Source organism: Bacterioplanoides pacificum, assembly GCF_042648445.1.
Classification (GTDB): Bacteria; Pseudomonadota; Gammaproteobacteria; order Pseudomonadales; family Oceanobacteraceae; genus Bacterioplanoides; species Bacterioplanoides pacificum.
On the sequence record NZ_JBHRYB010000013.1, the window covers coordinates 232,314 to 257,577 of the forward strand.

Consider the following 25,264-nt stretch of genomic DNA (forward strand, 5'->3'; position numbering starts at 1 on the left):
CACCTTATTGCCGCGCCGATTGCAGATCCTGCACACCGTCGTTGTGGGCTTGTTCCAGCGCCTCTTTGACTTCCGGAGGCATGTAATTTTCATCGTGTTTCGCCAGCACTTCTGATGCCTGAAACACACCCTCGGCATTCAGTTTGCCCAGTGCCACAATCCCCTGCCCTTCGCGGAACAGATCCGGCAAAATACCGTCGTAGAAAATCGGTACTTCGGCTTTGCCGTCAGTCACTTTGAACAACACACCCAGGCCATCCTGCTGTCGTTCAACCGATCCTTCCACCACCAGGCCGCCGGCCCGGATTGTGCGGCCAACCTGCGCTTCACCGTCGGCAATCTGGGTCGGAGTCATAAACAGGTTAATGTTCTGACTGAGGGAATACATCAGCAGTCCGACAGCACTGCCGATGCCCAGCACCATAAAAAGAATCAGGGTTAAACGTTTTTTACGCTGAGGGTGCATCGTTATTCTCCACCTGGCTGCTACGGTTACGTTCGCGTCGCAAACGCTGTGCTTGTTCTCGTATTATCTGACGACGACGCAACAGCGGCGCCAGCAGGTTATACATAATGATCAGGGCCGATAAGCCATACGCCAGCCAGACATAAAAGCCGTGGCGGCCCATGGCGATAAATTCAGCAAAACTGTCGAACTGCATCAGGACTCCAGAATCTTTTTCACCCAGCTGCGCTTGCGTTCGTGCAGCAGGATTTCGTTACGGGTACGCAAAATCACCAACAACGCAAAAAAGGTATAAGTGGTGACAATCATGATCAGCAGCGGGATCAGCATATCGATGTCCATGCTGGGTTTTTCTGTCAGCTTCAGCGTTGCCGGCTGATGCAGGGTATTCCACCAGTCGACCGAATATTTAATGATCGGAATATTCACCAGCCCGACCAGCGCCAGAATGGCCGACGCTTTATGGCCGCTGTCTTCCGTTTCCATCGCCTGATGTAATGCCATCACCCCAAAATACAAAAACAGCAGTAACAACATTGAGGTTAAGCGTGCATCCCAGACCCACCAGGTTCCCCAGGTCGGTTTGCCCCAGATAGCGCCGGTCAGCAGCGCAATCAGGCAAAAGCTGGCACCAATCGGCGCGATGGTTTTGGCCACCCAGGCGGCCATTTTCATCCGCCAGATAAGAAATACGGCACCGGCCACCGCCATCATCATAAAGGCGCTCTGAGCCAGAATCGCCGCCGGCACATGAATATAAATAATGCGGAAACTATTGCCCTGCTGGTAATCAGCCGGTGCATAAGCCAGCCCCAGAATCAGCCCGGCTACGCCCCCCACCAGCGACACCAGCGCCAGCCAGGGAATCCACTTTTCTGTAATTTCATAAAACCACTTAGGCGATCCCAAGCGATGATATAAGCGAACCAGCCATTGCCACATAATGTAAATTACCGCGATAAATTAAGTTTCAGCGCTGCTGCCACAGCAAACGGAGTTAAACACATCGCCAGTGCCAGCAAAGCACCGAGAAATCCTAACTGGCCGTTATAGGCCATACCAATACTGGCGTGATACACCGCACTGGCGGCAAAAATCAGTATCGGGATATACAGAGGTAAAATCAGCAGGCTTAACAGCAAACCACCACTGCGAACGCCGGCCGTTAACGCTGCCCCCACTGCTCCTAACAGGCTCAGTACCGGAGTGCCAATCAGCAGACTGGCCAGCAGTGCAGCATACGCATCAGCGGGCAAATTCAGCATCAGTCCCAGTACCGGTGCCATCAACGTCAGCGGCAAGCCGCTGATACACCAGTGCACCAGCGCTTTTCCCAGCGCCATCACATATAACGATTCACCGGATGCCAGCCATTGCTCCAGCGAGCCATCTTCGACATCGGCTTTAAACAACGCGTCCAGTGATAACAGCGTGGCCAGCAAAGCTGCCACCCAGATAACACCGCCAGCAATTTTGCCGAGAAATTTCGGATCCGGGTCGACCGCCAGCGGAAACAGCGCCGCCACCATCAGAAAAAACATCAGCGGATTCAGCCACTCTCCCGGATTACGCGCAGCCAGCAGGAAGTCGCGTTTAACCGTTGCCAGTACCAGGCTCATATCAGCGCCCCCAACTCCAGACGCCGCAACGAAGCAATATTTTCCAGTGCGTGGTGAGACGTGATCACCACCGCTCCCTGGCTTTCAACGTGTTGCTGTAAACGGCCTTCCAGCCAGGCTACACCGGCTTTATCAAGAGCGGTAAAGGGTTCATCAAGGATCCACAGCGGACACGGCCCAACACCACGCTCAGCCAGCGCCAGACGCGCCAGCCCTACCCGGCGCTGCTGACCTGCCGACAGCTGCATACACGGCGTTTCTTCGTAACCGTAAAGCTGCACTTCATCCAGTGCCCGCCACAGGTCATCTTCGCCGACGGCCCAGGCGGCCGTTAACCAACGCAGATTTTCGATCGGGGTAAGGGTTTTTTTAAGCGCTGCCAGATGGCCCATATACAGGCGCTGAGCGGCGTACTCGCTGTAGACCGCGGTTAATGCCCGGCCCTGCCATAACAGCTCGCCCTGGTAATCACGATTAAGGCCTGCCAGCAGTCGTAACAGGGTGGTTTTTCCGGCGCCGTTCGGCCCTGCCAGCTGCAGCAATTCACCGTTTTTAAGCTGCAACCCGAGGTTATCGAACAGCACCCGGTCGTCGCGCTCACAACAGAGCTGACGGGCCTGTAAATCTATCGTATGGCTGCCGGTTGCGGCGGTCATAATGACCCCTATTACTGCTGAAAAAATCCGCCACTCCGCACCGGGAGTCGCACAAAACCGCCGCATTATATACAAATTCCCTCTGTTAGGACGGAGCGGCACAAACTAACATGGGTAAAGATGAGTAAACCTTGGCCGATATCAAATTTATGTCTGAAAGCCTGCCCCTGATCACCGCCAATACCCTGAAAGCAGCACGCCTGAGCAGCAGTGCCAGTGAGCGGGTGCAGGCTCCGTCGCGCACAGAAGAGGTCAGCGCCCGGGTGATCACCAGCCAGACGACAAGTCGCTCCGGCGATCACAGCAAAGGGACGCACTATCAGCTGACCGTTGAGCTGAACGGCCGCCGGCTGACATTGGAAAGTGAGTATCCACTTCCACCTGAAAGCCGTTTAAAACTGGCCATCGACATCAACAACAACCGCACAAGTGGTGAACAGGTCAGTGCTGTCCGGGTACTGGAGATCATTCCACCACCGTCAGACAAAGCGGTAATCAACAGCCAGACAACCAGCACCAGCCACAGCAACACCGCTGGCGACGATACCGCCGTGCTGCTGCAACGTATCGCCAGATTGCTGCACCACACCACCCGGCAAACGACCGACGGCCCTCCAGCAGGGCATCAAACGGCCACAGACCAGCCGACACAGACACAGATAAACCGCTGGCTGGCGCAAAAACTACCATTGCTGCAGCAACGCCCCGGCAAAGCCGCGGCCAACGCCACAGCGCTGTATCAGGCGCCGGCCAGGCAGCACATTAACGCCAATACGAGCAACGCTAATACGACCAACGCTAATACGACCAACGCTAATACGACCAATGTCACCGCGATCAGTACCAGCTACGGCAGCAGCCCGGATACAAGCGCCCAGCCACGGTTATTACCGCTGCTGCAGCAACTGCTGGCCAGCGAACTGCCCGATAAAGTCCGGCAACCGTTACAACAGCTGTTACACAATCCGCCACAGCCGGATACCCCTGGCGGCGCACGCGCCCAAATCAATAACAGTGGCCTGACCTTCGAAAACAAACTGGTCAGCGGCCTGCTGCAGCTGGCCAACAACAACGACAACAACAGCCAGCCGGCACAAGCACAATCCCTGCTTAATCGTTTATGGCAAGCTCCAATCCCCGCCAAAGACTCAGCAACCACGCTGCAGCCCCCGCAAACGGCGGCAGCCAAACCGGCCACTCAGGGGATCAGCGCACTCCTGCTGGCCACCCGGCAACGGCTGGAGCAAAGCCTGAAACAGGCCAGCTCTGATCCGGCTGAAAGCCCGGCAGACACAGAACAGGCGGCACTCACCCGTTTGCCCTCATCAGCCGCGAACACATTGCTGAGCGGGCTGCTGCAACACGATCACAAAGCCGTATTAAGCCGCAGCCTGCAGCTGTGGCTGGCGCAACTGAACCAGACCCAGGTCAAAGCGTCTTCCCAGACAGGCACCTCGTCCACAGGCACGTCGCCGGTCAGCTCCTCTGACCCGGCGGGCCTGCCAAACGGGGTGCGGCTGCTGCAGACGGCGCTGGCGCAAATCGAAGTTGAACAAATCCAGCGGCTGCAACAACCGGAACAGCAATGGCAGATCAACCTGCCTCTGCTGGTGCGCCACGACGGTGTATTGCAGGAAGTACGGCTGCACCTGCAGCGCCAGCAACAAGACGATGAACATCCTCAGCGTGACACTAAAAAAGTCACACAGTGGCGCTTACACCTGCATTTTGATTTACCCCGGCTCGGCCCGCTGGATGTCGCTGTCGACATGCGACTGCCGCAGCTATCAGCTACTTTCTGGTCGGAAACCCGGACGACCCTGGCCAGCCTGAACAGCGCGCTGCAACCATTACACAGCCGCCTGAGTCAGATGGGGGTGGAAGTCGACAGCCTGGCAGCACGTTACGGCCGGCTGCCGGAAACCCAGCACAACCAGATCCATACCGGTCTGGTCGATTGCCACACCTGAGGAGCAGCAATGTCGTTACCTGAGTCATTATTTGAAGCCAGCCAGGCCATCGCGCTGAGTTACGATGGTTTATCGGCGCCCAGAGTGAGCGCCAAAGGTGAAGATGAGCTGGCGCAGGCCATTATTCAGCTGGCACTGCAACACGAGGTGCCGGTTTATGAGAACGCCACCCTGCTGCGCTGGCTCAGCCAGCTTGAGCTGGGCGATGAAATTCCGGAGAACCTGTATCAGGTGATCGCCGAAATTCTGGCGTTTGTATACCGCCTGGAAGGAAAAACGCCGCAATAACGACGTCAGCCAGCCTCAGAGGCGTTAGCACTGACATCCGTCAATGCCTGACGTAACGAACTCAGCAGCCAGCTCACCCGGCTGCGCACCATATCCTGTGGAATCAGTTCCATACCGGCAATCAGGGTCGATAACGCCTGATAGCGGTAGGTATCAATCAGACCGTGGATGGAAGACACAAAAAACAGCGCCATTTGTTTCTGTAAAGATTCCGGCCGGTCCACCAGACCCGGAATGGCATCCACCAGCAGGGTTAACGCATGCTGCTGCCATTCGGCCTCCAGCCGCTCCAGCTGATGGCGAACTTCCTGATCGGCCGGGTCAGCATCCCCCAGCGACAACAGCGGTGGCTGAAACATCAGCTGATAATACCCCGGAAAGCGCTGGGCAAACTGAATCAGATCAGTAGCAAACTGATACACCCCCACATCCGGTGCCACACCCCGGCGAATCTGCTCATTGATATCCAGAAACGCCAGTTCAAAACCGCGGCAGCGGGTATGTAAAAACAACGACTCTTTATTCGGGAAATAGTTATAAATATTACTGGCCGTCATCCCCAGCTGGGAGGCCAGCTTACGCATCGACAAATGATGAAAGCCAACCTCGGCCATCACGCTGGAAGCGCTGTCCATAATCCGCTGGCGCTGGGCAATAATTTCTTCCGCAGTAAATGGCTTTTTTGGCATTCCCCTACCCCTGTCACATTTTCGAACATCCGAGGATGAAGCGAAATCTGTTTTTATTTATCGTTAAGCTCATTTTTCATAAGCCCGTCCATAAAACGATCGTTTATTCACAAAATCAAGGTAGCCAGGCGCCACTATCTGGCCGGTTACCACCCCTTTCCGTGACAAAACTGCCTTTCATCCCTTATTTGAACAGGCGCTGAACCATGACGAAGGCAAAAGTAAAATTTTGCAAAATGGTTTTTACATTGCTGCCCGCAGCTAACACGCCACACCTTGATATGAAACAAGACCGTGACCGGCAACGCTTTTACACTGAGCAGCATTGATAACGAATAACTCAGCCTGCAGCAGAATTCAGAGCATTTTATGAGCGAAAATTTACAATGGGATCCGCTGTTGATTCAGCGCTATAACCGCCCCGGCCCGCGTTACACTTCCTACCCGACTGCGGTCGAATTTTTGCCTGCCAGCAATGACCGGCCGGAACGGGATGCATTCGCCAAACGTGACCCTTCCCGGCCACTGTCGCTGTACCTGCATATCCCCTTTTGTGCCCACGTTTGTTATTACTGCGGCTGTAATAAAATTGTGACCAAACGGCGCGAACAGGCAGAACCCTATCTGGAGCTGCTGAAACGCGAGATCCTGGCGAAAAAAGCCTTATTGGGTGACCATCGCCGGGTTGAACAATTGCATTTTGGCGGCGGCACACCAACGTTCCTTTCGGATCAGCAACTGCAGGAGCTGGTTGAGTTTCTGCAACAGCATTTTGAGTTCAGTGACGCCGACAGTGCTGATTACTCCATCGAAATCGATCCGCGTGAGCTGCGCCCCAATACCCTGACACTGTTACGTGAACTCGGTTTTAACCGCATCAGTTTCGGCGTACAGGACCTGGAAGAAGCGGTTCAGATTGCGGTCAACCGGGTGCAGCCGGAAAGCATGATCCGGGCGGTGATGAACGAAGCCCGTGAGCTGGGTTACCGCTCAATCAATATGGATCTGATATACGGCCTGCCACACCAGACACTGGAAAGTTTCGATCGTACACTGGATACCATTATCGAGCTCAACCCCGACCGCCTGTCGGTGTTTAACTACGCCCACCTGCCGGAACGGTTTAAACCCCAGCGCCGCATAAATGCCGAGGATCTGCCGTCAGCTCATGAAAAGCTCGCCATCCTGGGTCACTGCATCGAAAAACTTGCCGCCGCCGATTACCATTATGTCGGTATGGATCATTTTGCCCGCCCGGACGACGAACTGGCCAAAGCTCAGGCCAGCGGCAAACTGCACCGCAACTTTCAGGGTTATACCACCCATGGTGATTGCGACCTGATTGGTTTCGGGGTCTCCTCCATCAGCCAGATTGGCGATTATTACCTGCAGAATCAGGTCACGGTGGATGCTTACGAACACTGCCTCAGTGACGACCGGCTGGCGACGTTAAAATACCGCCACATCAGCCTGGACGACAAAATCCGCCGCGAAGTCATCGCCGAACTGTTGTGCCACCTGTCCGTCCGCTTTGACACATTGGACAACCGCTATGGCATTAATAGCCGTGAATATCTGCAGGCCAGCCTGCAGGCGCTGCAACCTATGCTGGCGGATGAACTTGTGTTGATTGATGATGTCCAGATTCGTATTACCGAAAAAGGACGTTTGCTGGCCCGCAACGCCTGTATGGCGTTCGACAGCTACCTGAAACAACATGAGCAACAACGATTCTCCAAAGCCATCTGAAGCAACCGCAGCGCCGCTCCGCAGCCGCGCACAACGCTGGTACCGACACATCCTTGAAGGACTGCTGCTGGTACTGGCATTTGTGCTGTTAAGCCAATGGCTCAGCCGCCACTTATTGGATGATGGCAGCCAGTTACCGGATATGACGTTAGCGCAGCTTAATACCCCCTCGGATATGACGCTGAGCTGGCCGGCGCAACAGCCAAAAACCCTGATCTATTTTTTTGCTCCCTGGTGCAGCGTCTGCCGTATCAGCATGCCCGGCCTGAATACCCTGGACAGCAGCGAGCAGCTACGCATTGTCGCCATCGCTCTGGACTATCAAACGGTTTCAGAAGTGGAAGCATTTATCGCCGACACCGGCTTCCGGCACCCGGTATTGCTGGGCAACGACGCCCTGCGGGATACCTTTAAGATCAGTGGTTACCCCAGTTACTACGTCGTTAACCGCCAGGGCCAGGTGATCCATAAAGACCGTGGGCTAAGCACGCCACCCGGTTTATGGCTCAGAACCCGGCTCTGAACAAAGCAACGGCCTACAGCTGGCCCGGCTGTCCATCCCAGAACGCCCAGCTATGGCCGTCGTATTGCAGATAAACCCGACGCTCAAAGGGTTTACTGAAAGATTCACGCGAGCGTCTTAAGGTCCGGGCGCCATCAAACGCGGCATCCTGCACCCAGGACTGCAGGTCATCGACATACCACTGAACATAAGCCTCAACGTAATAATATTCGCCAATCTGATATGGCTTTGATATCTCCATGATGTTTTTCAGCCGGCCGAATCCGTAATAAAACCCCTCGTCAGTAATGTCACTGCTATCGGCCCCCGGGTAGTTGTACAGCCAGCCAACCTGTACCTTACGTCGCTTGGCACCGTTCACTTCAACCGTCACCATGCGGGTCTCCTTTTCCCGCACCAGCAGACGGTGATCGGCCAGCGCCGATAAAAACCGTGCTTCCTTTGAATTGGCAGCGCGGTCGATGCGGTACGGCATCGGAAACGGCAGCCATTTCAGGTCCTTTTGCTGCAACGCCTGATCAATCAGTTTGGCGGCGTAGTTCTCGCCCAGAAACGGCTGATCCGCCCAGCCACAGGCCGGAAACAGTAATAAAAATGCAATAAACAGTGGTTTCATCTTCCCCCCCTCTCACTTAGGATAGCCGGCATGCGACGAATGTCGGGTTTCCGGGTCAGAATTTTCAATGAGCCGAACAGCTGCTCCCCTGTAACCCAGCTGTCATACGTCTGTTTTACTGTCACGCAAAATGAACTGATGAGACTGAATATGCAACAAGCCACAGCCAGTCAACAGCAAACCCATACCAGTGAGTCGCCACTGGTAGCACGTATCACCACGGACCCGGCCGAGATCCGCCAGGCGCTGCAGTTGCGCTACCGGGTGTTCGCCGAAGGCATGGGAGCCCAGTTACCCAGCGCCAGCGAAGGCATCGACAAAGACGCATTTGACGATATCTGCCTGCATCTGGTCGTAAAAGACGTTCACAAGGATCAGGTGGTTGGTTACAGCCGCATCCTGACCAATGAACTGGCCGAACAGGCCGGTGGATTTTATTCTGCCACCGAGTTTGATCTGAGCAATATTCTTCAATCCGGTAAGCAATACATGGAAATCGGCCGCACCTGCGTCGATCCGGATTACCGCAGCGGTGCAGTGATTGGTTTGTTATGGGGTGGCATCGCCCAGTTTATGTCAGCTAATGATATGGACTACCTGATGGGCTGTGCCAGCATCTCGCTGGCCGACGGTTACTCCCGTGCCATTGCCATTATCGATTACCTGCGGGAAAAACACTTCACCAGCAACACCATGCGTGCCGAACCTAAGGTACACATGCCCCGTACTGAAGTTGAGCTGGATGGCAAAAGCCTGGTACCACCATTGCTGAAGGCCTACCTGCGCATCGGTGTCAAAGTTTGTGGCGAGCCCTTCCTGGATAAAGACTTTAACGTCTGCGATGCCCTGATTCTGCTCGGTAAAGACGATATCAATCAACGCTATCTGCGCCACTTCGCCAAAAACGAAGGCTGACGGGCAACCCGGCGAAACAACACAAGCTGCATCCGGCCCGCAACTTGTGTTTTTCCACCGCCAGCCTGATCTGGCTCATGACTGCTGCAGATCGCCCGGCAAACGGGGACGGATAGCGGTTCCGCTCCGTCGCAGAAGCAAACTCTCTGCTAGGCTATAGACAGTTGTAACCGTTAACGGAGAAGTTATGAGCCACATCACCATCAGTCAGGCCAGTGAACTGATTTGGGATCTGTTAAAAACGCTGGAAGATGCGTATTGGGAAGCCAGCACCTGCAAAGATAAAGACCTGGTTTTTAACCTGCTGCAGTTACTGAACAGCGAAAATATGGAACTGGCAAAAATCAGCATTCAGGATCACCACTACGAATACGAGGTGATTACCACCAGCAAAGAGGCCCTGCAACAAACCCTGGTGAGTTTCCAGCAACACAGTAACGACACAGTGCGACGTCAGGTAACCGCCCTGAAGCTGCGCAACCTGGTCAATCAACTGAGTTCTTACCTGAGCCGTAACCAATAACACCACACACTGTGTTAATCGCTCAGCAACGAACGGACAACCGCCAGATCAACGGTTGCAGAGTAGCGATTCCGTCCCGCCGCTTTGGCGCTGTAAAGCGCTTCATCGGCGGCTTCCAGTAATAAACCAAGTGCCTCTCCGGGTGCCGGTTCGCACCAGGCTAAACCCATACTCAGGGTTAACCGCGAATGCGTAGGTGACGCCGGATGAGCAATCTCCAGCGCTGCCACAGCCTGTTGCAGACGTTGCGCCACCACTTCGACACCCGCCACAGCAATAGACGGCAGCACCACTGCAAACTCCTCACCGCCATAACGTGCCACCAGGTCCCGGGGCCGCCGCGCCGTGTGTTTTAATGCCGCAGCCACCCGCCGTAAACATTCATCGCCGGCCGGGTGACCGTAGTGATCATTGTAAAGTTTAAAATGATCAAGATCGGCCATAATCAGACCAATTCCACGAAGACTGTCGCCCTGTTGGCGTTGCGCCCGACGCCATTCGGCGGCCAGAAATTCATCCAGATAACGCCGGTTAGCGACCTGAGTCAGGCCATCGGTGGTGGTTTGCGCCCGCAGCTGCTGCAACTGCTGTCTGACTGCCAATAGCCGCTTAATACGCGCCTGCAACAACAACGGATTCAGCGGTTTACGCAGATAATCCTGCGCCCCCATCGCCAGCGCCTGAATTTCAGCGTCATCATCCGCCTCTCCCATCAATACCAGATCGCAGCCGCGACTGGCCGGATTCTGCTGCCAGCGACGACAAAAGCCATCCAGATCCTGACGAATAAAATCCCGCTCCAGCAATAACACATCCGCCGCTAACGCCGGATGATCAAGCCAGGCTGCCAGCTGGCCACGACGCACCACACTGATAACCTCTGCGTCGCTCGCCAGGGTCTCAGCCAGCTGGGCCTGGACGGCCAAGTTTTCGTCAGCAATCAGGATACGGGGGAGAGATAAGGCAGGCATGAGCAGAGCAACATCCGGAAATCGATACAGAGCCATATAGCTATCGGCCAGCATACACAAAAAGTTACGGACTTGGGCAAATACTTATTTACGGTATACTCACAGTACACTTTTTTGATGGTGAACGATTATGCGTAATGTATTCTTTGTTAAAGCATTTTTACTACTGATCAGCGTACTTCTGGCGAGCTGTGATCAGTCCCCTTCCGGTGGGCGTCAGGCTGGCCTGAATCCGCTGCTGCCGGATTTTTCTTCATTTATCGATGTGAAACAGAAAAAACAGGCATTCTTCGATTTTATGAAGCCCCTGATTGACCAGGCAAACCAGGCTGTAATGGCTGAACGCCAGCAGGTGCTGGCCTGGCAGCAACAGGATGCGCTGAATGATGACGACCGCCAGGCACTGCAGCAGCTGGCTAAAAAATACCGTGTTGATGCCGAAACCCCGGAACAACAACTGCAGCAACTGGAACAGCGTATACACACAATTCCACCTTCTCTGGTCATGGCCCAGGCAGCCAACGAATCCGCCTGGGGCACATCCCGCTTTGCCCTTGAAGGCAATAACCTGTTTGGCCAGTGGTGTTTCTCCAAAGGCTGCGGCATCGTTCCATCCTCCCGTAACAGTGGCGCAAACCACGAAGTCGCCCGCTTCGACAGCCCCTATGAGTCGGTTGCCAGTTATATCCGCAACCTGAACAGCCATCCGAGTTATCAGCAACTCCGCACATTACGTGCCCAGGAACTGAGCGATCAGGCCTACAGTACCGGTAGTAACCTGGCCGGTGGCCTGCTGAAATATTCCGAACGGGGTGAAGAATACGTCAAAGAAATCCGTGCCATGATCCGCCACAATAAGCTGGCAAAATTTGACCTCGGGCAAGATCCGCAACCAAATCAGGGCTGAAGCAGATGAGCACCAGTGAACGCCGTTTCCGCCAGCGCTATGATGCCTCGCCATTAAAGCTGGAATTGCGGCAACTGAATTTTTTCGGCCGCGCCGGTAAACGCCACCAGGCTATCGCCAGAGACTTTTCTCTGGGTGGCGCGTCGGTGATTTCACCGTTGCGGATGAAACCCGGCAAACGTCTGCTGGTAGCGATTACCAGCGACGACCACCGCATACAGGCAATCCCGGCAGAAGTATTACGCGCCGAGCCCTGTGAAGGGGATTACCTGTATGCACTGAAATTTTCCATGGGACAGGTTCCGGAGGCGGCCAGCCGCGGAGCCTACACAGTATTGCAACGTCTGGAACGTACGCTGAAAGAACACGTTGCAACACCGTAAACAAAATTAAGGAAGCCTTGTGAGCCAATCTGTTCTTGTCATCAACTGTGGCAGTTCGTCCATTAAATTTGCTCTGTACCCGACCCCACAGGCCACAGAACCCACCATTAAAGCGTTAGCTGAACGACTGGGAGAAGATGAACCACAACTGACTCTTGAAACAAGCCATCGTCAAACCCTGTCATTAGCAGCTCAGGCCACTCACAAAGACGCATTAGAATGCTTTATTGACCACTGCCGCGACGACCTGCAGCAGCTGGCAGGCATTGGCCACCGGGTAGTGCATGGCGGTGAAAGTTTCAGTCAGAGTACCCTGCTGGGGGATGATGAAATCAACCGCCTGCGACAAATCTCCGACCTCGCTCCGCTGCACAATCCGGTTAATCTGCTGGGCATTGAATTATGCCGCCAGCTGAAACCCGAAGTGGCTAACGTTGCCGTGTTCGATACCGCTTTTCACCAAACCATTCCGGAACACACCTACCTGTATGCCGTGCCTTACGACTGGTATCAACAGGCCGGGGTGCGTCGTTATGGTTTCCACGGTACCAGTTATCGCTATGTCGCCGCCGAAACCGCACGCCGGCTGGATCGGAACAGCGACGACCTGAATCTGATTATTGCTCACCTGGGGAATGGCTGCAGCGCCTGCGCCATCTCCCAGGGGCAATCCGTCGATACCACCATGGGGCTGACACCTCTGGAAGGCCTGGTCATGGGATCCCGCAGTGGCGATATCGACCCGGGCCTGGCTGATTATATGGTCAGCCATCAGGACATGACGCTGGAACAGGTCATGACCGAGCTGAATCGCAACAGCGGTCTGAAAGGCCTGTCCGGGCTGAGTAACGACATGCGTACCCTGCTACAGGCGGAAGCCGACGGCGATGCCAGTGCCAAACGCGCGATCGACGTGTTCTGTTTCCGCACCGCGCGCCAGCTGGCAGCCTTAAGCACCTCATTATCAACCATTGATGCCATTGTGTTTACCGGCGGTATCGGCGAACACGCCAGCGAAATCCGGCGCCGTATTATTGCCGCCTGGCGCTCACTGCCATGCCGCCTGGATAGCGCACTGAACGCGGCCAACGGCGATGAACGCGGTCTGATCACCCCACCCGGCGTACAACCGGTTATGGTGGTGCCGACCAACGAAGAACTGATGATTGCCCGGGATACCTACCAACTGGTGAACCATGATTAATGTAATTATTGCGCCAACCGGCGTTGAAAGCGGCCTGACAACTATCAGCCTGGGCCTGATCCGGGCACTCGACGCCCAGGGCTTACGGGTCGGCTTTGTCAAACCCATCGCTCCACGTTATGCCAGCAGCGAACGCTCAACCCATCTGGTACGTACCGTACTGCACCTGCAGACACCGGATCCGATGCACCTGCCACTGGTGCAGCAACGCATCAGTGACGGCATGTTAGACCGCGTTCTGGAAGATGTGGTGGCGTTACACGATCAGGTTGCCAAAGATTGTGACGTGGTGTTAATCGAAGGCCTGGCTCCGGATCGTTCTGAGCCTTATACCGCCAAGCTGAATGCCGAAATGGCCAAAGCGATGAACGCCGATGTGTTACTGGTCGCCGACGGCGATCAGCGTCAGCTCAGTGAATTACGCGCCGAACTGAAATTGCAGACAGGGTTATTTGGTGGAGCCCGCGCCAGCCTGCTGGGGGCGATTATTAATAAAGTTGGTCGTCCGGCAAGCAGCAGCGCTATCAGCACCACGAACGACACCGACCAGCAGGACGATCCGGCGCTGGCCAGTGTCGACGACTGCTGGAAACTGAGTGAACCTCACTGCCCGGTCGTCGGGATTATTCCCTGGCAGAATGAGCTGGTCAGCCCGCGCATGCTGGATATTGCCCGGCTGTTGAATGCCCGGGTGCTGAACGAAGGTGAACTTAACAGCCGGCGGGTCATCCGGACGACGTTATGTGCCCGTACACTGGCCAATATGGTGGATACACTGCGCCCCGGTACCCTGTTGGTCACCCCGGGCGACCGCAACGATATCGTTCTCGCTGCGGCCATGGCCGCCAACAACGGAACCCCGCTGGCCGGCCTGCTGCTGACCGGTGGCCTGACCCCGGATCAGGGTGTCATCGACTTATGCCAGAGCGCCTTAAAAACCGGCATCCCGGTATTACAGACCCATCTGGATACCTTTAATACCGCCGAAAAGCTGACCCGGATGGATACCCATGTACCGATGGACGATGTCGATCGGGTACAACGTATTATGGATACTGTCACCAGCCACCTGAACAGTGAACTGCTGATGCAACGCCTGGGTGAACCCCATGCTACCCGTCTGTCGCCGGCAGCTTTCCGTTATCAGATCGTCGCCAAAGCCTGCTCCGACAAACAACGTATCGTGTTACCGGAAGGTGATGAGCCACGTACCGTTCAGGCCGCCGCTATTTGTCAGCAGCGTGGCATCGCCAACTGTGTCTTACTGGGTGATCGCGAGCGCATTCTGCAGGTCGCCCAGGCCAACGAAATTACCTTACCCGACGATCTGCAGATCATCGATCCGGCGGATGTGCGCGAACATTATGTACCACCGATGGTCGAACTGCGGAAACACAAACAACTGACCGATCCAATGGCTCTGGCCCAACTGGAAGATAATGTTGTGCTGGGAACCATGATGCTGGCCGAAGACGACGTCGATGGCCTGGTCTCCGGAGCGGTACACACCACCGCCAATACCATTCGCCCGGCACTGCAGCTGATCAAAACGGCCCCCGGTGCCAAACTGGTGTCGTCGGTATTTTTTATGGGTCTGCCGGACCAGGTACTGGTATACGGTGACTGTGCGGTAAACCCGGACCCGAATGCCGAAGAACTGGCAGACATCGCCATTCAGAGTGCCGAGTCCGCCACCGCGATGGGCATTCCACCACGGGTCGCCATGGTCAGTTACAGTACCGGCAAATCCGGCACCGGTGCCGACGTGGAAAAAGTCCGTAATGCCACCACCCTGGTGCAGCAACAAAAGCCGCAGCTGATGGTTGATGGCCCATTGCAGTACGATGCCGCCACCACCATGAGTGTTGCCCGTTCAAAAGCACCGGACAGCGCGGTAGCCGGCCAGGCCACGGTATTAATTTTCCCCGATCTGAATACCGGCAACACCACCTATAAAGCCGTGCAGCGCAGTGCCAACGTCATCAGTATCGGTCCGATGCTGCAGGGCCTGGCCAAACCGGTAAACGATTTATCACGCGGTGCACTGGTGGAGGACATTGTCTACACCATCGCGCTGACAGCGATTCAGGCACAGCAACGCAAAAACCAAACACAACAATAATCAACAGGGACATCTCACTTTATGCCTCCGCTCGTAACCGGCGTCATCGCCAGCATATTGTTAGCCATTAACGTTCTGGTCTGGGCCACGGGTATCCTTACCCTCACCCTGATCAGCAAACTGCTGCCGCTGGCGCCGCTCAGGCGGCTGCTGAGTCGGGTGATGACGGCGTTTGCCACGGCCTGGGTGTATTGCAACAGCGGCTGGTTCCGCCTGACCCAGAAAATGGACTGGGATATCCGCATTCCGCCAGGCCTTGATCAGAAAGGCTGGTATTTTGTTGTCAGCAACCACCAGTCCTGGGTGGATATCATGTTGCTGCAACACAGCCTGAAAGGTCATATCCCGTTTCTTAAGTTTTTCCTTAAGCAGGAATTAATTAAGGTACCCGTGATGGGCGCCGTCTGGTGGGCGCTGGACTTCCCGTTTATGCAGCGCTTCAGTAAAGCCTACCTGGAAAAGCACCCGGAAAAACGCGGCCAGGATCTGGAAACCACCCGTAAAGCCTGTGAAAAATTCAAAGAAATTCCCACCAGCGTGGTGAACTTTCTGGAGGGCACGCGTTTTAATCCGCAGAAGCAACAAAAACAACAATCACCGTTTGCACACCTGTTAAAACCCAAAAGCGGCGGCATGGCATTCGCCATGAGCGCCATGGGCGAACAGTTTAAGTCGATTGTCGATGTCACGATTCATTATCCCGACGGCATTCCCAGCTACTGGGATTTTTTACAAGGTAAAATGAAACGCTGCACCATCGTCGTGGAAGAAACACCGATCCCGCAAAACCTGCGTCAGGGCGATTATGAAAACGATGAAACGTTTCGCAGTGAATTCCAGCAGTGGGTACAAACCCTGTGGCAGGATAAAGATCAGCGGCTGGCACATTTAAGTGACAACGGCTAACGGCCGACAATGCGCAACCGGTACAGGTATTACGCCTCGACCCGGTTGCGCCCTGCCGCTTTGGCACGATACAACAACTCATCAGCCTGTTTTAACAAAGCGTCACTGTGCTGCCCCTGCTGCGGAATACAACTCGCCACTCCGGCACTGATGGTCACCACACCGGCATGACTGCCACGATGCACAATCTTCAGTTCAGCCACCTGCTGACAGGCCTGCTGCGCCAGTGCCCGGGCCTCATCATGCGTCATCGCCGGCAATAACATAACAAATTCCTCGCCGCCATAACGGGCACACACATCCGCCGAACGGCGGCATAAACCATCGATAGTGCTGGCCACCCGGCGTAAACAGTCATCACCGCTCTGGTGGCCATAAGTATCGTTAAATTCTTTGAACGCATCGATATCAATCATCACCAGCGACAACACTTGCTGATGACGCTGGCAGCGGCTCCACTCGGTCTGAATCAGCTGCTCAAAATAACGCCGGTTGGCAATCTGAGTCAGGCCATCGGTGGTCGATAACTGGCGCAACTGCTGGGTGAGAAAACTCAGCCGCTCAGCCTCCAGTGCCAGCAGGCGATTTTTAATCGTTTCGCTGCGAAAACCACTTTCCATCACATAAGCGAGGTAACCACCAAGCAGAATTAACACCGTCCAGAAGGCGATAAAATACGGCTGCAATGCCAGGATAATTTCCCCTACCTCAGAACGATCGGTCAGGTCTAGCCAATGACCGCCGATGATGTAGGTAAACAACATCACCACCGATGTGAATAAAAATGCGCGATAACTCAGCCGCATCGACACGATGGCAAACACCTGAATCGGAATCATCCCCAGATGATAGGCATAACGGTCAATGCCATCCAGCAAAGAGATAAAATACACCACCGAAGCACCAATCAGACTGATGCCAATCGCCGTTACCGGCACTACCAGATAGGTATAGCGGGTACGGGATAATGCCTGGGTAATAACAAACAGCAGACCGGCAATCACCAGCCGCCAGGCAACAATGGTCAGGGTATTATCGCCACCGAGATAAAAATCCGACCAGCTGAACAACAGATAAACAATCAGCCCGCCGATAATGATTTTACGATCGACATCAAGAAAATGCTGGTCACGGTGTTGCAGATAATCCTGTTCAATTCTCGGTGAAAAACGCAAACCCGGCGTCCGGGCCTGCAGCGCTTGCATCAGCAGGTTGATCTCGTTTTCAACAGACCTTAAGGTACGCTCTTTAACCGGGCGTTGACTGTTTTTCAGAACACGCGCTCCCTTACACAGGTTGTCCATTATACCGAAGTGCTATGACAACCTAGAATGACACAGATTACAGCAAGTTAACATCAGTCACCGCCACGAGAGGTTTTACTTATGAAGGTTTATGAGGACATCAGTCAGTCCATTGGCAATACACCACTGGTTCGTATCCGTCACCTGACACAACATCCACGGGTTTACGCCAAACTCGAAAACCGCAACCCGGCCCAGTCGGTCAAATGCCGAATCGGTGCCAATATGATCTGGCAGGCGGAGCAGGATGGGTTACTGAAACCCGGCATGGAAATCATTGAACCCACCAGTGGCAATACCGGTATTGCACTGGCATTTGTCGGCGCTGCCCGGGGTTATAAAGTGACGTTAACCATGCCGGAAACCATGAGTATTGAACGCCGCAAAGTGATGCAGGCACTGGGCGCTAACCTGGTACTGACCGAAGGGGCCAAAGGGATGCGTGGCGCTGTCGAAAAAGCCGAAGCGCTGCTGGCGGAAGCCCCCGATGAACGCATTATGCTGCAACAGTTCGACAACCCGGCCAACCCGGCGATCCACGAAAAAACCACCGGCCCTGAAATCTGGCAGGACACCGATGGCGAAGTCGATGTTGTGGTGGCCGGCGTCGGTACCGGCGGTACCATTTCGGGGATTTCACGTTTTATCAAGCAACACAAAGCCATCACCTCGGTAGCGGTTGAACCGGAAGACTCACCGATTATCAGCCAGACCCTTAATGGTGAAGCGATTAAACCGGCACCTCATAAAATTCAGGGCATTGGCGCCAACTTTATTCCCGGCAACCTCGATATCGATATTCTCGACCGGGTCGAAACCGTGGGTAACGACGACGCAATGGCAATGGCACACCGACTGATGGCGGAAGAAGGCATTCTGGCCGGTATCTCCTGTGGCGCCGCTATGCAGGCCGCTTTGCGCCTGGCCGACGAAGCGGAATTTCAGGATAAAACCATCGTGGTGATTCTGCCGGATTCCGGCGAACGTTACCTGACCTCACCACTGTTTGCCGGCCGTTTTGAGCAATAATCAACCATTATTGCCCGACCCGCAGGCGCTCAACCCGGCGCCTGCGGAATCATTACTGGATGGCGCACTGCATTATTTCCCGGCTTTTTTGCCGTACAACAACGCGGATAAGCTATTTCAGCAGTTGCTCCACACCCTGCCCTGGCGCCAGGAAAGCCTGACCATTTATGGCCGCCGGCAAGTATCACCACGGCTGCAGTGCTGGCTCGGTGAACACGGCCTGAGTTATCGCTACAGTGGCAAAACCTTTATCAGCCAGGCCTGGGACCCACTGCTGCAGCAACTGGCGGCATTAATCAGCCACCAGCTGCAACAGCCATTTAACTCAGTGCTGGCAAACCTGTATCGCAATGGTCAGGACAGTATGGGCTGGCACAGTGATGACGAAGCGGAGCTCGGCCCCGCACCGGTCATCGCCTCCCTCAGTCTTGGTGCGGAACGTGATTTTACCCTGCGGCGACGCGGCGAAAGCCGTCAGGCAGGCCGTCTGGCCCTGGCTCACGGCAGTTTGCTGGTGATGAATGCCGGTATGCAAAGCCACTGGCAACACGCGCTGCCGAAACGCGCCAATGTCCAGCAGCCACGAATCAATCTGACGTTTCGTCAGATCCTGTACTGATCAGCGCTGTGATTAATCAGAGAAAACGGTTTCCAGACGGAACATTAACACCGGCGTGGAATCGTAATCGGTGTCCGTGGTCCAGATAAACTCCGGCGCCAGCTCGGCAAACACATACTCTTTCCAGACCTGACGACGATAACGGACTCCGGCTGCATAGGCATTAAATGTGACGGCCTGTTCGGTATTACCACTGGCATTAGCCACAAAACCCAGCGCGGCTTTACGACTGAGGCGGTGGTACAGGCCAGCACCATAATTCAGGGTAAAAAAACCATCGTTAAGCAGATAGTCTGCTTTGGCACTGATACGGAATTGTTTTTCGATGTTAATCGGGTAATTCATTTGCAGACGAGTAGTCTCGCGCCAGCCTTCACTGGTGTAATAGGATACCGTTTGTGTGGTTTTCAGCTCCCATTCGGAAAAATACCCATAGCGACGGGCGCGAAAGCGAACAAAGGCATCCGGAGGAAAGCCCCAGCGGATACCGGTATCGATGTTGGTTTTCCATTGATCGGATTCATTAATGATAAAACGCAAGGCCGCGCTGTAATCGACGTTTTCGACACTTTCAATCGGATCCGCTTCACGCGCTTCTTCTTCATCTTCCGATTCCAGCAATAATTTCAGCCGCTCATTGGTATTAGGAAATACCATTTTAACGCTGACACCAAATTTATAATCAACCGGCTTTCCTAACTGGCGCCGGGTATATACCGAAAACTTAGCGCGGCTGCCGTTTACATCATCGGCAAGAATTTCTTCACTGAAAAAAGTATCAACAAAAAATGAATCGATATTGCCGGACAGACCATCCAGATATTCCACCAGCCAGTCTCGTGAGCGATCCATAGCATCTTCCGATACCCGGGTTTCCAGCTCACCATCAGCGGCTGGCGGCTCAATAATATCTTCGCCCGGCAACTGCGGTTGCGCCGGCGGATAATAATACACCGGCCCGGTCAGCGCCGCGGCCGATAACGGCCAGCCGACACACAACCACAATAACAGCCACCGTCCCTGTCGCCTGATCGCCCGCACCCGCTGCTCCTATACCGGGTCGTGATGAATCAGAACTTCGGCACGGGGAAACACCGCACGAATTGCCTGTTCAACCCGATCCCCCGTGGCATGAGCCTGATGCAGCGGCTGACTGGCCTCCAGCTCCAGGTGCAGCTGAATAAACTGTACCGCTCCGGCCTGACGGGTTTTCAGATCATGGAAACCCTGGACACCCGCCTGGGCTTCAATCAGGTCAGCGATCTGCTGTTCAGCCTCCGGCTCCAGCGCCTTATCCATCAGCACATCGAGTGCCATAACCACAATGCTGTAAACGCTCTTCAGCAACACCATAGCGACCACAAGCGCGATCACCGGATCAAGCCATAACCAACCGAAATATACCCCCAGCAAAGCCCCGACAACGGCAATATTTGTGAGGATATCGCTGGCGTAATGGGCCGAGTCTGCTTTGATAGCCAACGACCCGGTGCGGCGATACACCCAACGCTGAAACAACACCAGCAACAGTGTCAGCAGCGTAGAAAACACCATCACCCCAATACTTTCCGGCAACGCCGCCAGCGCCTGAGGGTGCAGCAGCCGGTCTGCCACCTGCAGTAATAACATCATGACCGAACCGCAGATAAACGCCGCCTGTAATAACGCCGCTATGCCTTCGGCTTTGCTGTGGCCAAACGGGTGGTCGTCATCGGCGGGCATCAGGGCATAACGAATCGCGAAAAAATTCACCACCGATGCCACGATATCCATCATCGAATCCAGCATTGATGACAGCACACTGGTGGAATCACTCATGGCCCAGACCACCAGTTTGGACAACAACAGAACGGCTGCCACCAGCATTGAAGCGTAAGCCGCCTGTTTTACCAGACGAGAAGACCGGACATCGGACATGCGGAATTTCCTGCAACAACTGAGAGAACGATTAACGCGACACTATAGCGGAAAGGCCGGCGCCGGAGTAGGTTCGCAGCGTCCGGTAGCGGTCACAGATCAAGATGGCTCTATACGCCCTTGACCACAGGGAGACATATTGGTCTTATACCCGATTGTTATCAGGAGCTGCTTGAGGAAAGCATAATGCCTATTAAAAATGCCCTGGTCGTTGACGACTCCAAATCCGCCCGCATGATGCTGCAGCGCCTGCTGAATAAAATGAACGTCAAAGCCGACGTGGTAGACAGTGCCGAAGCCGCTTTAACCTTCCTCGACAAAAGTCAGCCCGATGTGATTTTTATGGATCATATGATGCCGGGTATGGATGGCCTGGAAGCCACCCAGCTGATTAAGTCCAACCCGAAAACAGCCACTATCCCAACGATTATGTACACCTCGAAAGAAGGTGAAGAATACATCAACATCGCCCGCTCCCACGGCGCTCAGGGGGTACTGGCCAAGCCGGCCAATCAGGAAGCGGTGATGGCGGTTATTCAGTCGCTTGATGCACCGGCGGCCAATGATGAAGCAAAAACAGACCCGGAACACAGCAGTGCCGTCGCTCTGGTGGAAATTGACAAACTGGTGCAAAAACACCTGAAAATTGCCATCACGGAAGCCAAAGCCGAAATCACCGCCGGGCTCGACAGCAGTACTCAGCAACTGCAAAGCGCACAAAGCCATCAACTGGAACAGATTCAGACTCAGCTGCGTAAGCAATACCAACAATTACAGCAGGAGCTCAATGCCGCCCTGCAGCCGCAGGCATTATTTAAACAAACTCAGACCATGAACCAGCGCCTGGCGATGGTGGTTGCCGACCGCCTGGACAAAAAGGCCGCCGCGGATATGGCCGCCGTTGCCAGCAGCAACCAGGATGAACTGAGCGCCATGCTGGCTGAGCAGAATCAGCAGCTGCAGCAACAGATCCGCAGCGCCAGCAATCGGGCATTAATAACCGGCGCCAGCCTGGGGGCGCTGGCCGGTATCCTCGCCGCCGTGGCATTCCGCTTTTTCTGAGCCTTTACATCCGCACCATGACAGGATGAATGGCCCATCCGTACCTTTTCAGGTATGTTACATATTATTACACTTGTAACAATATTCTCACTCAACGATCAGGGAACCGACTAATGATCAGAACAGTTATGCTGCTTAGTGTGCTGGCTGCACTTGGTGGCTGCGCCGCAGCCACTCCGCTGCTGGTGGTAGAAGGTGCGGGGCACGGAATTGTACGCCGCGATGAAGATATCAAAGTCCGTGCGGCTGCCGCCCTGGCAGAAGAACGCGACCTGCTGACCTATTCCGTTCAGGCCATTGCCCGTGGCAAAACCGACGAAGCCGTTGCCACTTACCTCAAAGGTTACGCCGATCCGGATTACAGCGATAACATTAAATCACTGGCGATTTATCAGATTGGCCTGCTGTATATGAACCGCTATAACGATTATCGCGATGACAGCAAAGCCCGGGCCTATTTCACCCAACACCGTATCGAATTCCCCGATTCCCGGCTAAAGCCACGGGTTGATAAACGCCTTGAGATCCTTGATCAGCGTGCCAGCGAATCCGTGAACCTGAGCGCCAAACAATTACTTAAGCAGGTTAACCGCGCCAAACTGTTATCCCGTAATGAAACACCATTTGATGCTGAGCTGACACCAATGAGCGAACGTGCCATCACCGATGAGCGGGTTGCCGATGCCGAAAGTGTCTACCTGATTCTGTACGATAACAAAGCATCATCCGATGAAATGCGCGCCAAGGCCTTGTATCAGCTCGGTCTGATTTATATGAGCCCTTACAACCGCCACGGCGACAATAAAAAAGCACTGGCCTATTTCCGCAAAATAGCCGCGGAGTTCCCGAACACCAGCGTCGCACGCCGGGCACAGCAAAAAGCGAATGAGCTGATCAATCGTCAATATTGACCCCGGCTCACGCCAATAAAAAAACGCCTGAGGAGATGATCCTCAGGCGTTTTTTTTATATCCGCTCCGCGCCCTTTCGGGCAACGGATCAACGATCCGTTTTTGGCTTACGTTTTTTAAATTCCGGCTTACCACCCGGCTTGCCACCACGGTGTGGTTTTTTCGGGCCACGATCCGGACGAGGCTTTTTCGCCTGACGCTGGGGAATGTCCGCTTCTTTATACACTTTCATATCCAGCGGCTGACCACACACACGTGCTTTTCTCAGCACCGCCATGGTTGCCGGCGGCATCCCCTGAGGCAGATCGATCACGGAAAACGTTTCCAGAATTTCGATATGGCCAATAAAGCGGCTCTCCAGCTCAGCTTCGTTCGCCACGGCTCCTACCAGATTACCAGGGCGTAAACCATCATCGTAACCGACGCTGACAATGTAGCGTTCCATCTCAACATCCGGCTGACCTTTTAATGGTTTCGGACGGGCTTCCGGTAACGCTTTACGGCCACGATCACCACGTTCCGGACGGTCACCACGCTCGCGTTTTTCACGCGGCTCACGCTCACGTCGCTCCATCATACGACCATCGTTTTTCTCATCCAGGAACAGCGGCTTATTGCCTTGCACCAAACGCGCAATAGCAGCGGCCACATCCAGCGTATCCACCGGATTTTCCACCAGAATTGCTTCAATCATATCGCGGAATACCTGATTCTTCTCAGAATGAATGGCATCCAGAATACGCGCCTGAAAACGTTCTTTACGCTTGGCGTTAACGTCTTTGGCGGTTGGCAGTGGCATCTCTTCAATGCTCTGACGAGTCGCTTTTTCGATATCCCGTAACATCCGTTTTTCGCGGCCGCGAACAAACACAATCGCTTCACCTTCACGCCCGGCACGACCGGTACGGCCAATACGGTGAACGTAAGATTCGGTATCCTGAGGAATATCGTAGTTAATAACATGGCTGATACGCTCAACGTCCAGACCACGGGCAGCCACATCGGTAGCAACCAGAATATCGAGTTTACCGGCCTTTAATTTTTCCACCGCTTTTTCACGCAGCTGCTGTGGAATATCACCGTTCAGAGGGGCACATTTAAAACCGTTAGCCTGCATAAAATCAGCCACTTCTTCGGTAGCCTGCTTGGTGCGGACAAACACCATCATGGCGTCGAAATCTTCGACTTCACAAATGCGTAATAACGCATCGTTTTTATGCACGCCACCCACAAACCAGTAACGCTGACGGATTTTATCGTTGGTGGTGGTTTTGGTTTTAATTTTTACCTGCACCGGGTCAGTCAGGTGTTTCTCCGCAACCGCCTGAATCTCTTTTGGCATAGTGGCCGAAAATAACGCAACCTGACGTTGCTTAGGCGCCTGCTCAAGAATCCAGTTCACATCGTCAATAAAGCCCATACGCAACATTTCATCGGCTTCATCCAGCACCACGGCTTTAATATCCGCCAGATTCAGTGTGCCACGACGTAAATGATCCATCACCCGGCCCGGGGTACCCACAACCCATTGTGGGCCACGCTTCAGTTCGCGCAGCTGAGTGCCGTAATCGGTGCCGCCATAAATGGCAGAGACATTAATACCCGGCAGATATTTGGAGTAGGTTTTTACCGCTTCCGCAACCTGCTGTGCCAGTTCACGGGTCGGCGCCAGTACCAGCACCTGCGGGGAGTTCATCTCAGCCTGAGTACGGGCCAGAATCGGCAACGCAAACGCAGCGGTTTTACCGGTACCCGTTTGCGCCATACCGAGCACGTCGCGACCTTCCAGCAAAGAAGGAATGCTGCTGGCCTGAATCGGTGACGGAGCTTCGTAGCCCAGTTCGTCCAGTGTGCGCAGAATAGAAAAAGGTAAGCCCAGGCTGGCGAAGCCTGTTGGCGTAGAATCGGTCATATT

Annotated in this window: 27 protein-coding genes; 15 read left to right on the top strand and 12 right to left on the bottom strand. The window is 54.4% G+C overall.

What is annotated here, in order from left to right:
• Positions 1–4: 4 nt before the first annotated feature.
• From ccmE to ccmA, 5 genes are read right to left on the bottom strand one after another with little or no spacing between them, the layout of a single operon-like run.
• Positions 5–466 carry a cytochrome c maturation protein CcmE gene (ccmE, locus tag ACFOMG_RS12270; protein WP_376866973.1) on the bottom strand — a complete coding sequence of 154 codons (462 nt, stop codon included), beginning with the start codon at positions 464–466 and terminating at the stop codon, positions 5–7.
• A complete protein-coding gene (gene ccmD / locus ACFOMG_RS12275) occupies positions 450–662 on the bottom strand; it encodes a heme exporter protein CcmD (protein ID WP_376866975.1) in 213 nt (70 codons plus the stop codon). Before ccmD ends, ccmE begins: the two co-directional genes overlap by 17 nt.
• Entirely contained in the window at positions 662–1,408 is a 747-nt protein-coding gene (locus ACFOMG_RS12280; protein WP_376866977.1) for a heme ABC transporter permease, read from the bottom strand. The genes ccmD and ACFOMG_RS12280 overlap by 1 nt, the downstream gene beginning before the upstream one ends.
• Before the next feature lie 8 nt (positions 1,409–1,416).
• Positions 1,417–2,085 (bottom strand): heme exporter protein CcmB, encoded by a 669-nt coding sequence (gene ccmB, locus ACFOMG_RS12285; protein ID WP_376866978.1) that lies wholly within the window; start codon positions 2,083–2,085, stop codon positions 1,417–1,419.
• On the bottom strand, positions 2,082–2,741 hold the full coding sequence (gene ccmA / locus ACFOMG_RS12290) for a cytochrome c biogenesis heme-transporting ATPase CcmA (protein ID WP_376866980.1): 660 nt from the start codon (positions 2,739–2,741) through the stop codon (positions 2,082–2,084). Before ccmA ends, ccmB begins: the two co-directional genes overlap by 4 nt.
• A 149-nt stretch (positions 2,742–2,890) precedes the next feature.
• Between ccmA and fliK the strand changes: the two genes are divergently transcribed.
• Both fliK and ACFOMG_RS12300 read left to right on the top strand, forming a co-directional pair.
• Positions 2,891–4,711 carry a flagellar hook-length control protein FliK gene (gene fliK / locus ACFOMG_RS12295; RefSeq protein WP_376866981.1) on the top strand — a complete coding sequence of 607 codons (1,821 nt, stop codon included), beginning with the start codon at positions 2,891–2,893 and terminating at the stop codon, positions 4,709–4,711.
• 9 nt (positions 4,712–4,720) lie between these two features.
• Positions 4,721–4,999, top strand: a complete 279-nt coding sequence (locus ACFOMG_RS12300) for an EscU/YscU/HrcU family type III secretion system export apparatus switch protein (protein WP_376866982.1) — start codon at positions 4,721–4,723, stop codon at positions 4,997–4,999.
• 5 nt (positions 5,000–5,004) lie between these two features.
• Here ACFOMG_RS12300 and ACFOMG_RS12305 read toward each other — a convergent pair whose 3' ends face one another.
• Entirely contained in the window at positions 5,005–5,688 is a 684-nt protein-coding gene (locus tag ACFOMG_RS12305; RefSeq protein WP_376866983.1) for a TetR/AcrR family transcriptional regulator, read from the bottom strand.
• Positions 5,689–6,057: 369 nt separating this feature from the next.
• Here ACFOMG_RS12305 and hemN point away from each other — a divergent pair, with 369 nt between their 5' ends.
• Both hemN and ACFOMG_RS12315 read left to right on the top strand, forming a co-directional pair.
• Positions 6,058–7,437: an oxygen-independent coproporphyrinogen III oxidase gene (gene hemN / locus ACFOMG_RS12310; RefSeq protein ID WP_376866984.1), complete on the top strand. Its 1,380-nt coding sequence runs from the start codon at positions 6,058–6,060 to the stop codon at positions 7,435–7,437.
• Positions 7,406–7,960, top strand: a complete 555-nt coding sequence (locus ACFOMG_RS12315; protein WP_376866985.1) for a TlpA family protein disulfide reductase — start codon at positions 7,406–7,408, stop codon at positions 7,958–7,960. The genes hemN and ACFOMG_RS12315 overlap by 32 nt, the downstream gene beginning before the upstream one ends.
• 13 nt (positions 7,961–7,973) lie before the next feature.
• Here ACFOMG_RS12315 and ACFOMG_RS12320 read toward each other — a convergent pair whose 3' ends face one another.
• Complete coding sequence (locus ACFOMG_RS12320; protein WP_376866986.1) at positions 7,974–8,576, bottom strand: hypothetical protein; 603 nt, start codon at positions 8,574–8,576, stop codon at positions 7,974–7,976.
• A gap of 150 nt (positions 8,577–8,726) precedes the next feature.
• On the opposite strand from ACFOMG_RS12320, the gene ACFOMG_RS12325 reads away from it, so the two are divergent.
• Complete coding sequence (locus ACFOMG_RS12325; RefSeq protein WP_376866987.1) at positions 8,727–9,491, top strand: GNAT family N-acetyltransferase; 765 nt, start codon at positions 8,727–8,729, stop codon at positions 9,489–9,491.
• Positions 9,492–9,678: 187 nt separating this feature from the next.
• Positions 9,679–10,014 (top strand): hypothetical protein, encoded by a 336-nt coding sequence (locus ACFOMG_RS12330; protein WP_376866988.1) that lies wholly within the window; start codon positions 9,679–9,681, stop codon positions 10,012–10,014.
• 14 nt (positions 10,015–10,028) lie between these two features.
• On the opposite strand, the gene ACFOMG_RS12335 is transcribed toward ACFOMG_RS12330, so the two are convergent.
• Entirely contained in the window at positions 10,029–11,021 is a 993-nt protein-coding gene (locus tag ACFOMG_RS12335) for a diguanylate cyclase domain-containing protein (protein ID WP_376866989.1), read from the bottom strand.
• Between the two features lie 94 nt (positions 11,022–11,115).
• Between ACFOMG_RS12335 and ACFOMG_RS12340 the strand changes: the two genes are divergently transcribed.
• From ACFOMG_RS12340 to ACFOMG_RS12360, 5 genes are read left to right on the top strand one after another with little or no spacing between them, the layout of a single operon-like run.
• Complete coding sequence (locus tag ACFOMG_RS12340; RefSeq protein ID WP_376866990.1) at positions 11,116–11,892, top strand: glucosaminidase domain-containing protein; 777 nt, start codon at positions 11,116–11,118, stop codon at positions 11,890–11,892.
• Positions 11,893–11,897: 5 nt separating this feature from the next.
• Positions 11,898–12,275: a PilZ domain-containing protein gene (locus tag ACFOMG_RS12345; protein ID WP_376866991.1), complete on the top strand. Its 378-nt coding sequence runs from the start codon at positions 11,898–11,900 to the stop codon at positions 12,273–12,275.
• Between the two features lie 19 nt (positions 12,276–12,294).
• Positions 12,295–13,479: an acetate/propionate family kinase gene (locus ACFOMG_RS12350; protein WP_376866992.1), complete on the top strand. Its 1,185-nt coding sequence runs from the start codon at positions 12,295–12,297 to the stop codon at positions 13,477–13,479.
• Positions 13,472–15,601 (top strand): phosphate acetyltransferase, encoded by a 2,130-nt coding sequence (pta, locus tag ACFOMG_RS12355; protein WP_376866993.1) that lies wholly within the window; start codon positions 13,472–13,474, stop codon positions 15,599–15,601. The genes ACFOMG_RS12350 and pta overlap by 8 nt, the downstream gene beginning before the upstream one ends.
• Before the next feature lie 21 nt (positions 15,602–15,622).
• Positions 15,623–16,507, top strand: coding sequence for an acyltransferase (locus tag ACFOMG_RS12360; RefSeq protein ID WP_376866994.1), 885 nt, complete (start codon positions 15,623–15,625; stop codon positions 16,505–16,507).
• Between the two features lie 29 nt (positions 16,508–16,536).
• Here the strand turns inward: ACFOMG_RS12360 and ACFOMG_RS12365 are convergent, their stop codons facing one another.
• The gene (locus ACFOMG_RS12365; protein ID WP_376866995.1) at positions 16,537–17,811 is read right to left on the bottom strand and encodes a GGDEF domain-containing protein; all 1,275 of its coding nucleotides are present in this window, start codon (positions 17,809–17,811) and stop codon (positions 16,537–16,539) included.
• 81 nt (positions 17,812–17,892) lie between these two features.
• Here ACFOMG_RS12365 and cysK point away from each other — a divergent pair, with 81 nt between their 5' ends.
• Positions 17,893–18,840 carry a cysteine synthase A gene (cysK, locus tag ACFOMG_RS12370; protein WP_376866996.1) on the top strand — a complete coding sequence of 316 codons (948 nt, stop codon included), beginning with the start codon at positions 17,893–17,895 and terminating at the stop codon, positions 18,838–18,840.
• The gene (locus ACFOMG_RS12375) at positions 18,830–19,459 is read left to right on the top strand and encodes an alpha-ketoglutarate-dependent dioxygenase AlkB family protein (protein ID WP_376866997.1); all 630 of its coding nucleotides are present in this window, start codon (positions 18,830–18,832) and stop codon (positions 19,457–19,459) included. Before cysK ends, ACFOMG_RS12375 begins: the two co-directional genes overlap by 11 nt.
• Positions 19,460–19,471: 12 nt before the next feature.
• Here the strand turns inward: ACFOMG_RS12375 and ACFOMG_RS12380 are convergent, their stop codons facing one another.
• Complete coding sequence (locus ACFOMG_RS12380; RefSeq protein ID WP_376866998.1) at positions 19,472–20,500, bottom strand: hypothetical protein; 1,029 nt, start codon at positions 20,498–20,500, stop codon at positions 19,472–19,474.
• Positions 20,501–20,509: 9 nt separating this feature from the next.
• Positions 20,510–21,376 (bottom strand): cation diffusion facilitator family transporter, encoded by an 867-nt coding sequence (locus ACFOMG_RS12385; protein ID WP_376866999.1) that lies wholly within the window; start codon positions 21,374–21,376, stop codon positions 20,510–20,512.
• 186 nt (positions 21,377–21,562) lie between these two features.
• On the opposite strand from ACFOMG_RS12385, the gene ACFOMG_RS12390 reads away from it, so the two are divergent.
• Together ACFOMG_RS12390 and ACFOMG_RS12395 are read left to right on the top strand one after the other, a co-directional pair.
• Positions 21,563–22,438, top strand: a complete 876-nt coding sequence (locus tag ACFOMG_RS12390) for a response regulator (RefSeq protein ID WP_376867000.1) — start codon at positions 21,563–21,565, stop codon at positions 22,436–22,438.
• Positions 22,439–22,551: 113 nt separating this feature from the next.
• Positions 22,552–23,349, top strand: a complete 798-nt coding sequence (locus tag ACFOMG_RS12395) for a tetratricopeptide repeat protein (protein ID WP_376867001.1) — start codon at positions 22,552–22,554, stop codon at positions 23,347–23,349.
• An 88-nt stretch (positions 23,350–23,437) separates the two neighbouring features.
• On the opposite strand, the gene ACFOMG_RS12400 is transcribed toward ACFOMG_RS12395, so the two are convergent.
• Positions 23,438–25,261, bottom strand: coding sequence for a DEAD/DEAH box helicase (locus tag ACFOMG_RS12400; protein WP_376867002.1), 1,824 nt, complete (start codon positions 25,259–25,261; stop codon positions 23,438–23,440).
• Between the last annotated feature and the right edge of the window lie 3 nt (positions 25,262–25,264).